Here is a 9,226-nt window from a genome sequence, read left to right on the forward strand (position 1 = left end):
CCGGCGCTGCGGGCGGGGACGGCGGGCGCCGTGCCGTCAGCGGCCGGCGGGACGCGAGCCACGGGTCAGGCCCACCGGGTTGCCCGGCGGCAGCAGACCCGAGTCCTCCACGGCGCGGGCCAGCGGCTCCAGCAGTCCGGCAAGGCGCGCCGCGCGGTCCGCGCCCAGCGCGGTCCACGGCCCCTCCGCCGCCGCGTCGGTCAGCGCCTCGACCCGCGTGCGCACGGCCGTTCCGGCCGCCGTCGGCGACCCGTCCTCCGAGAGCAGGCCGCGGGTACGCAGCCGTGCCCCGGCCGCCGCCCAGTCCGCCTCGTCCCAGCGGCGGGTCTCGCGCAGGAACGTCCCGTCCGACTCGCCGGCGGCGGCCTTGAGCACCATGGCCTCGACAGGTCCCAGCCCCTGGCTCACCAGCGCCGCGACGTGCCCGTCGCCCCGGTGCTCGCGCAACGTGGTCAGGGCCTGCCACAGGCGTGCCGTGGGCCGCGCCGGGCGCTCCAGCACCTGGTTGGCTGCGGCCAGCACTCGGCCGGCGGTGTCGGCGGCGGCCGCCGCCTCCCAGGCGAGGTCGGCCGCCTCGGCGAACTCGGCGGAGCCGACGGCGTCCGCTCCGAACAGCCGGGTCATGGCCGCGTCCAGGGCCTTCTCGCGGGCCGCCAGCACCTCGGCCGGAGCGGAGTATCCCCACGCGTCCGGCAGCGCCCGCGCCACCCGCGCCGGATGGAAGACGTAGAAGCAGCTCGTCACCACGGCCGGGGACGCCGCGCCCAGCGGGGCGGCGCGCAGCGCGAAGTACCCCATCCAGAAGCCGCGCATCCCGAGCTCGTCCGCCGCGTGGTGCGCCTCCGGCGCGAAGTACACGAGGTCGTGCACCGGCTCGTACCGCTCCCACAGGGCCCGCGCCATCGGCTCCGCCACCGTTTCCTCCCGCCACGTCGCCCTGTCCCGCTCGTCGGCACCAGCCTGCGTTATGACCCCGGTCATAACAAGAGCGGTTCCCGGCAGAACGTGCGGCCGGCGCGGACAGGGGGCCGTCCGGTGGGCGTACTGGGGCAGACGGGTGGCCTGGTGACCCGGCTGGGCGGCCCGGATGGTGGGAGCCGGTGCCCTCACTGACGGTGGTTCATGTCGGGGCCGGGTCCATCCAGCTGATGAGGTATCCGCTGCCCGGTCACGGCGGAAGGACATCACGATGCGCTCTGCCCGCACGCTCCTGGCCACGGCGGCCGCCGCGGCCGCCCTCGCCTTCGCGACGCCCGGCGCCGCGTTCGCCGTTCCGGCCGGGCACGACTCAGGCCGCGGCGACTCCTCGTACAGCAGTGACAGCGACCAGGACTCTGGCGGTGGCCACGACAAGGACTACGGCAGCGAGAACGACAGCCAGCGCGGACACGGCAAGCCGCACGGCGGAATGCACACGGGTGGCGGAGCGCTCGCCACCGTGCTGCGCGGCGGCGACTGGGCTTCGGGCAACGGGGACAGCAGATTCGACCCCGACACCTACCGGGACAAGGGAGGAGACGACGGGGGACAGGACAAGGGCAGCGACAGCGGCGGCCAGGACAAGAGCGGCGACAGCGGCAGCCGGGACAAGGGGGGCGACAGCGGCAGCCGGGGCAACGACTGGGGCGGCGGGGGCGACGGCGGGGGCCGCGAGAAGCCGCGCGGCGGCATGCACACCGGGGGCGGAGCCCTCGCCACCCCCGGCGTCACCACGGGCGGCCTCGCGGTACTGGCCGTGGGCGCCACCGGCATGTACGCGCTGCGCCGCAAGAAGGCCGTCCAGCAGGCGTCCTGACCGCTCGGCCCGCTCCAGGGGTTGCGGGCGCCGCCGGCGCGAGCACTGTGCCGGCGGCCCGTGCCCCCTGCGGCCGGTCCGCGCGCACGGACCCCCGCCCTGATCCCCGTGCTGTCGTGCCCGAGTGAGGTGGTGTCCGATGGCAGCAGAACCGTCCTCTCCGTACCCCGCGAACCAGGCGCCCGCCGCGGGAGGTTCCGGCCGCGGCGGACGGCTGGTGTTCTGGGGCGCCGCGCTCGTCTTCCTCGCCGCCGGCATGTTCGGCGGCCACCACGGAGCCCTGCCCGACGCGCCCCAGCCGTCCCGCGCCTCGGGTGCGAGCGCCGCCACGCCGGACGGGCCGCGCGAGTCCGGCGACGCGCTGCCCCGGTCCGAGCCGACCCGCCTGATCATTCCGAAGATCGGCGTCGACGCCCCCTTCACCGACCTGACCATCGGCCCGACGGGCCAGCTCCAGCCCCCGCCCGCGGCCGACACCAATCTCGTCGGCTGGTACGCCAAGGGCGCCTCACCCGGTGAGCAGGGCACCGCGATCATCGCCGGACACGTGGACACGGCGGTCTCCGCGGCCGTCTTCGCGGGCCTCGACCAGCTGGAGCGCGGCGACCGGTTCTCCGTCGAGCGAGCCGACGGGCGTACGGCGAACTTCGTCGTGGACAGCGCCGAGACCTTCGCCAAGGACGACTTCCCCAGCAACCTGGTGTACGCGGACGCGTCGCGCCCCGAGGTCCGGCTCATCACCTGCGCGGGGGACTACGACCGCACGGTGAAGGACTACACGGACAACCTCGTGGTCTTCGCCCACCTCGTGTGATCCGTACCCGGCGGATCTGCGCCTTGTGCCCGGCAGGGCACAATGGAACGCTCCGTCCGCCGGCCGCGGCCGCCGCGGGCCGGGGCGCGGAGCACCGATGTGCCGGGCCGGTCCTGGGCGAGAGGGGGAGTGGAGCGATGGAGCTGGAGCTGCGGCACCTGCGTGTGCTGTGCGCGATCGCCGACGCGGGCAGTGTGGGCCGCGCCGCCGCGCAGCTGGGGTACTCGCAGCCGGCCGTGAGCACCCAGCTGGGGCGCATCGAGCGGCACCTCGGCGAGCCGCTGTTCGAGCGCGGCACCGGCGGTGTGCGGCCCACCCGCTACGGCGCCGAGGTCGTCGCCCAGGCCCGCGACGTGCTCGCCAGGGCGGCCGCCATCGGCCACCGCCCGGCCCCGCCGGCCCGCCGTACGCTGCGCGTGGCGGCGACCAACTCGCCCGTGCTGTCCGGCACCGTCTCCCGGGTGCGCGCCCGGCTGCCGGAGCTCTCCGTCGCCGTCAGCAGCGTCTACTCCTCCTCGCGGATCGTGGAGCTGCTGGAGCAGGGCGCGGTGGACGCGGCCATCGCCGCGGACTACCCGGGCATGGAGCTGCGGCACTCGGGCGCGGTGCGGCACCGCGGGATCGTCACCGAGCCGACGTTCGTCGCCCTGCCCTCCCGGCACCGGCTCCGGCAGTGCGCCCAGGTGCAGCTAGCCGACCTCGCCGAGGACCCCTGGTTCGTGACGCCGGACGACGGGGCCGGCTGGCCCGGGGTGTTCCACGACGCCTGTGCCGCGGCCGGGTTCGCACCCGTCACCGTCCACGAGTTCCTCGGCGACCAGACCCAGCTGCAGACCATGATCGCCGACGGGCTCGGCGTGTCCCTGGTGCAGCCGACGCTCCGGCCCATCCCGCACGTCGTCGTCAAGCCGCTGGCCGGCTCCCCGCTGTGGTGCCGCTACGTCCTGGCCTGGCGCCCCGACACCGTCGGCGACGCCGTGGTGGAGACGATGCTGGAGTCCGCCACCGCCGCGTACCGCGATCTCGTCGCCCAGGCACCGCACCTGCGGACCTGGGCCTCGCGCACCTGGAGCGTCGCCGGGGCGTAGCGGCGCCTCCTGGGCGCGGAGCGATGTTATGGGCGAGAGGCGTCATGTGCTATGTCACACACCATTGTGAGGCTCAGCGGCCCGCTGAGACAGTGCCGCACACGCCTCAACTCCCCACAGGGGCGCATCACTTCGTGGAGGAATCCCGATGCGCTATCGCTTCGCGCCACCCTTCCGCACGGCCGGACGCGCGACCCGCCGCCTGGCCGTGGCCGCCGTCTGCGCCACCGCGGCCGGTGTGCTGTCCGCACCGGCGCAGGCAGCACCCGATCCGCACATCCGCACGGTCACGGCATCCCGCGCCCACCCGGCCACGCCGTCGCCCGCGGGCGCGTCCACCGCCGCCGACGAGCGGCCCGCGACCCGCTCCCGGCCGCTGTCGCCGGCCCAACTCCCGCCGCGCCAACCCCCGCTGGCCCGCCGGCCCCGGCGCGCCGTCACCACCGGCTCCTGCGCCCCGGGCGACTTCGGCGGCCGCAGCGGCTCCGCGCTCGTCTCCTTCGTGAAGGCCGCGTCCACGGACTGCGTCAACACGCTGTTCTCGGTCACCGGCAGGGACGCGCACGACGTCTTCCGCCAGCCCCAGATGCTGACCGTCGCGGGCGCGTTCACGCGCGCGGCCAGGCAGTACCGCGGCGACGACTCCGGCCGCCTGGAGCAACTGGTCCTCTTCCTGCGGGCCGGCTACTACGTGCAGTTCAACCACCCCGTGGACGTGGGCCCGTACACCCGGCGCCTGACCACCGCCGTCACCGGCGGCCTGGACGCGTTCTTCGCCCGGCCCCGCTCCCGTGACGTGACCGCCGCGAACGGCGACATCCTCGGCGAGACGGTCGTCCTGACCGACAGCGCCGACCAGCAGGGCCGGTATCTGCCCGTCTACCGCCGGATCCTGGAGGACTACGACAGCTCCTACGACGGCATCGACGCCATGGTCCGGGCCGTCAACGACGTCTACACGCCCCTGTGGCGCGGCAACTGGAACCCGGACTACGTCAGGGCCGTCGAGGCCGACCCGCGCATCCTCGTCACCCTCCACGACTTCGCGCTCGCCCACACCGGCCAGCTCGGCACCGACCTGTCCTTCCTGGACTCCAACGCCGGGAGCAACCTGGCCCGTCACGTCGAGCACCCCGAACTGCGGGAGATCGCCCGGCCGTTGACCAGGGACCTGCTGGACGCGTCCGCGATCACCGGCCCGACGGCGGCGCTCTGGGTGACCGTCGCCACGCAGGCCGCCTCCTACGACGGCGCCGACTGCTCCTACTACGGCGTGTGCGACCTGCCGGACAGGCTCATGAAGGCCGCCCTGCCGATCACCCACCGCTGCGACGCGGCCCGCACCATCCGCGCCCAGTCCCTCACCTCCGCCGAGCTCGACGCGGCCTGCGCCGGCGTGCTCCACCAGGACGCCTACTTCCGCACCGTGGTCAGGGCGGACGGCCCGATACCCGGCCAGTACGTCTCCACCATCCAGCTGGTGGTCTTCGCCGGCCGCACCGACTACCAGACCTACGCCGGCGCGATCTACGGGGTCAGCACCGACAACGGCGGCATCACCCTCGACGGCGACCCGTCGGACCCGGCCAACCAGGTCACGTCGATCATGTACCAGAAGAGCGGCGACGACGGATTCCCGGCCCGGATCTGGAACCTCGACCACGAGTACACGCACTTCCTGGACGGCCGCGACGACATGAAGGGCGACTTCGCGCGCCAGATCTCGGTGCCGGACGTGTGGTGGATCGAGGGCCTGGCCGAGTACGTCTCCTACAGCTACCGGGGGCTCGCCGACGACCAGGCGGTCCAGGAGGCGGCCAGGCACACGTACCGGCTGAGCACCCTCTTCGAGAGCACCTACGACAACAGCGACGTGACCCGCACATACCCGTGGGGCTATCTCGCCGTGCGCTACATGACCGAGCGCCACCCCGACGACGTCCAGCGCATGCTCGCCCGCTTCCGAGCCGGTGACTACGCCGGCGGATACGCCGTCTACCACGACGGCATCGGCACCCGCTACGACGCCGACTTCGACCAGTGGCTCACGGCGTGCGCCGCGGGCGCCTGCGCCACGCCGGCCAGGGCGTGACCGCACGCGCCCGGAAGCGCGCGGCCGCCGACCGGAACCCCGGTCGGCGGCCGCACGTCGCGCGCGGGGCCGGCGTCAGAGCGACGTGGCCGGGTAGGCCGGGTAGGTCGGGTACTCGACGCCCGAGACGTACTGGACGACCCGGACGACCTGGCAGGAGTAGCCGAACTCGTTGTCGTACCAGAGGTAGAGGATCGCGTTGTCGCCGTCCACCTTGAGGGCGCCGGCGTCCACGATCGAGGCGTGGCGGGAGCCGATGAAGTCGCTGGAGACCGCGTCGGGCGCCGTGATGAAGTCGATCTGGCGCTTGAGCGGGGAGGTCAGCGACACGTCGCGCAGGTAGCGGTGGACCTCCTCGCGGGTGGTCTCGCGGGCCAGCTGCAGGTTGAGGATGGCGATCGAGACGTCCGGCACCGGGACGCGGATCGAGCTGCCGGTGATCCTCGCCTTGAGGTCGGGCAGCGCCTTGGCCACGGCGGAGGCGGCACCGGTCTCGGTGATCACCATGTTGAGCGGCGCGGAGCGGCCGCGGCGCTCGGACTTGTGGTAGTTGTCCAGCAGGTTCTGGTCGTTGGTGAACGAGTGGACGGTCTCCACGTGCCCGCGCAGCACGCCGTACTCGTCGTCCATCGCCTTCAGCGGCGGGACGATCGCGTTGGTGGTGCAGGAGGCGCAGGACAGGATCTGCTCGTCCGGCTTGATGGTGTCGTGGTTGACACCGTGCACGATGTTCGGGACGTCGCCCTTGCCGGGCGCGGTCAGCACGACCTTCTCGATGCCGGGCCGCAGGTGCTGGGACAGCCCCTCGCGGTCGCGCCACTTGCCGGTGTTGTCGATGAGGATGGCGTCCCGGATGCCGTACTCGGTGTAGTCGACGTGCGACGGGTCGTCGGCGTAGATCACCTTGACGGCGTTGCCGTTGGCGAAGATCGTGCTGCTGTCCTCGTCGACCGTGATCGTGCCCTGGAACTGGCCGTGGATGGAGTCGCGGCGCAGCAGCGAGGCGCGCTTGACGATGTCCTGGGCGCCGCCGCCGCGCACGACGATGGCCCGCAGCCGCAGGCCGTTGCCGGAGCCGGCCTTCTCGATCAGCAGGCGGGCGACGAGCCGACCGATGCGGCCGAAGCCGTAGAGGACGACGTCGCGCGGCTCGCGGCGCTCGATCCTGCCCTCGCCGGTGGCACCGGCGACGGCCTCGGCGGTGAACTCCTCGACGCTCAGGCCTCGCTCGTCGGCCTGGTACAGGGTGGCGAGCATGCCGAGGTCGATCTGGGAGGGCCCGAGGTCGAGGGTGGTCAGGGCCTTCAGGAACGGCATGGTCTCGGTGACGGACAGCTCCTCGCCGGCGATCTGCCGGGCGAAGCGGTGCGTCTTGAGGATGCTGACCACCGACTTGTTCACCAGGGAGCGGCTGTGCAGCAGGACGGTCACGTCCCGCTCGCGGTGCAGCTTCCCGATGAGCGGGATCATCGACTCCGCGATCTCCTCGCGGTTCTTCCAGTTGGTGAACGAGTCGTCGTTGACAGTCACAGATCTATCTTTCGAGCTAGGCAGCGCTCATATGGTAACCACACCCTACTTCGATCTTCCGAGGGGTCCGCGCGGGGGTGGTCCGACGCGGATGAAGGAGGCGGAAGTAAGGGATTTGCCCCCATTCCTTGGCCGGTTCCTGAATCAGGGTGGAAGTGCGTAAGAAACCCGAGTCGCGGATTGCACGTCCTCCCCGGCCTGTTCAAGGTCGTCAACGTGAGCACCTCCTCCGTACCCCGGCCCGAGCCGGCCGCCCCGTCCCGCCCCGCCGGCCGGCCCGACCAGCCCTGGACCGCCCGGCGCGGGATTCCCGAGGGCGCGCCGGCGGCCCTCGCCCTCTTCGCGGCCGTCCGGCTCGCCGGGGTTCTCGCGGTGATCGTGACGAACGCCGTGCGAGGGCATTCGCTCGTCAGGACGTTCGCGCACTCCTGGGACTCCCGCTGGTACCTGCACATCGCCGTCCACGGCTACGGAGACAAGATCTGGATCACCCCCAAGGGCGCCGTCCAGACCGACTGGGCGTTCTTCCCCCTGTACCCGGCGCTCATCCGGGGGCTGACCACCGTGCTGCCGTTCACCCCGGGCAAGGCCGCGCTGATCATCGCCTGGGCGGCGGCGGGCGTGGCCGCGTACGGCATCTACGCCATCGGCCACCACCTGTACGGCCGGGGCGTCGCCACCGCGCTGGTCGGCCTGTGGGCCGCCCTGCCCCACGCCGTGGAACTGACCATCGCCTACACCGAGTCGCTGTTCACCGCGCTCGCCGCCTGGTCCCTGTACGGCGTGCTCAAGGGCCGCTGGCTGTGGGCCGGGGCGCTGGCCGCGCTGGCGGGCCTGTCCCGGCCCACCGGATTCGCGGTCGCGGGAGCCGTCGGACTCGCGGCCGGGTACGAGGCGCTGCGCCGGCGCGGCCGGGCCCCCGCGAGCCTGTGGGCCGGCGCCGTCCTCGCCCCGCTGGGCTGGCTCGGCTACGTGCTGTGGGTGGGCACCCAGACCGGAGACGTGCTCGGCGGCTACTTCACGGTGCAGAGCGCGTGGGACTCCCGCTTCGACTTCGGCGTCGGCTCGGCCCGCTTCGTCAAGGCCCTGCTCCTGCACGGCGGGGGCGTCGTCTACCCGGCCGCCCTGGCGATCGTCGCGGCCGGCGTGCTGCTGTTCGCGCTGCTGTGCCTGGAGCGCGCCCCCCTGGTCCTGGTGGTCTTCGCCGGGGTGCTGCTCCTCCTGGTGGTCGCCGGGTCGGGGTCCTTCTCCTCCAAGCCGCGCTTCCTGCTGCCGGCCTTTCCCCTGCTCATCCCGATGGCGCGGGCGCTCGCCCGGACATGGCGGGCACGGCCCGCCCGGGCCGTGCTCGTCCACGGCGCCCTGACCCTCCTGTCCCTCCTGTTCGGCGCGTACGTGGTGGCGGTGGCCCGCTCCCCGCTGTGAGGCGCGCCGGGGCGCACGCCGTGCGAAGGCCGTGAATCGGGGTAGGCGGGGGACGTCCGAGGAAAGGAACGTCATGACGACCTACGTGATCAGCGTCCCCGGCACCTTCACCACGGGAGCCGGCGCGGACACCCGCACGCGGCTGACCCGGGCGCTGCGGCCCGCCGATCCGCACGGCACCCGGATGGGCAGCTCCGAGGACCTGGACGTGCTCAGCGTCAACGAGGACAACACCTTCACGCTCCGCCTGACCGTCGAGGCGGACACCGGCCCGCAGGCGGAGGAGGAGGCCCGCCGGCTCGCCGACTCCGCGCTGCGCGGTGCGGGGCTGGACGAACGGAGCGCCCCGCTGGGCCCGGCGGTGATCACGGGCATCGACTCCGAGATCCGCTGACCGGCAGCGGGGTGCGTCAACGAGCGCGGGCCTCGGGGGGAATCGTCCGACAGGGGCGACAGCGGCGAACCGGACGCGGTGCGCCCAC

At 73.3% G+C, this 9,226-nt stretch carries 8 protein-coding genes; 6 read left to right on the forward strand and 2 right to left on the reverse strand.

Annotation, left to right across the window (positions count from 1 at the left end; all coding sequences use genetic code 11):
• Positions 1-36: 36 nt before the first annotated feature.
• Positions 37-915, reverse strand: a complete 879-nt coding sequence (locus ACLU3S_RS33535) for an SCO6745 family protein (protein ID WP_413955761.1) — start codon at positions 913-915, stop codon at positions 37-39.
• Positions 916-1,189: 274 nt separating this feature from the next.
• On the opposite strand from ACLU3S_RS33535, the gene ACLU3S_RS33540 reads away from it, so the two are divergent.
• The 4 genes from ACLU3S_RS33540 (at position 1,190) to ACLU3S_RS33555 (ending at position 5,789) form a co-directional block, all read left to right on the forward strand.
• On the forward strand, positions 1,190-1,795 hold the full coding sequence (locus ACLU3S_RS33540) for a hypothetical protein (RefSeq protein WP_413955754.1): 606 nt from the start codon (positions 1,190-1,192) through the stop codon (positions 1,793-1,795).
• Positions 1,796-1,934: 139 nt separating this feature from the next.
• Positions 1,935-2,609 (forward strand): class F sortase, encoded by a 675-nt coding sequence (locus tag ACLU3S_RS33545; protein WP_413955755.1) that lies wholly within the window; start codon positions 1,935-1,937, stop codon positions 2,607-2,609.
• A 137-nt stretch (positions 2,610-2,746) separates the two neighbouring features.
• A complete protein-coding gene (locus tag ACLU3S_RS33550; RefSeq protein ID WP_413955756.1) occupies positions 2,747-3,697 on the forward strand; it encodes a LysR family transcriptional regulator in 951 nt (316 codons plus the stop codon).
• Positions 3,698-3,845: 148 nt separating this feature from the next.
• Positions 3,846-5,789, forward strand: coding sequence for a collagenase (locus tag ACLU3S_RS33555; RefSeq protein ID WP_413955757.1), 1,944 nt, complete (start codon positions 3,846-3,848; stop codon positions 5,787-5,789).
• Between the two features lie 75 nt (positions 5,790-5,864).
• On the opposite strand, the gene ACLU3S_RS33560 is transcribed toward ACLU3S_RS33555, so the two are convergent.
• Complete coding sequence (locus ACLU3S_RS33560) at positions 5,865-7,319, reverse strand: glyceraldehyde-3-phosphate dehydrogenase (protein WP_413955758.1); 1,455 nt, start codon at positions 7,317-7,319, stop codon at positions 5,865-5,867.
• A gap of 216 nt (positions 7,320-7,535) precedes the next feature.
• Between ACLU3S_RS33560 and ACLU3S_RS33565 the strand changes: the two genes are divergently transcribed.
• Entirely contained in the window at positions 7,536-8,744 is a 1,209-nt protein-coding gene (locus tag ACLU3S_RS33565) for a hypothetical protein (RefSeq protein ID WP_413955759.1), read from the forward strand.
• 73 nt (positions 8,745-8,817) lie between these two features.
• Positions 8,818-9,138 carry a hypothetical protein gene (locus ACLU3S_RS33570; protein ID WP_413955760.1) on the forward strand — a complete coding sequence of 107 codons (321 nt, stop codon included), beginning with the start codon at positions 8,818-8,820 and terminating at the stop codon, positions 9,136-9,138.
• Positions 9,139-9,226: the final 88 nt, after the last annotated feature.

Source organism: Streptomyces sp. AF1A, from assembly GCF_047340315.1.
Classification (GTDB): Bacteria; Actinomycetota; Actinomycetes; order Streptomycetales; family Streptomycetaceae; genus Streptomyces.

Excerpts from the sequence above, each read along its gene's own strand:
- ACLU3S_RS33540 (WP_413955754.1), top strand. The coding sequence starts at position 1,190 with ATGCGCTCTGCCCGCACGCTCCTGGCCACGGCGGCCGCCGCGGCCGCC.
- ACLU3S_RS33545 (WP_413955755.1), top strand. The coding sequence starts at position 1,935 with ATGGCAGCAGAACCGTCCTCTCCGTACCCCGCGAACCAGGCGCCCGCC.
- ACLU3S_RS33550 (WP_413955756.1), top strand. The coding sequence starts at position 2,747 with ATGGAGCTGGAGCTGCGGCACCTGCGTGTGCTGTGCGCGATCGCCGAC.
- ACLU3S_RS33555 (WP_413955757.1), top strand. The coding sequence starts at position 3,846 with ATGCGCTATCGCTTCGCGCCACCCTTCCGCACGGCCGGACGCGCGACC.
- ACLU3S_RS33570 (WP_413955760.1), top strand. The coding sequence starts at position 8,818 with ATGACGACCTACGTGATCAGCGTCCCCGGCACCTTCACCACGGGAGCC.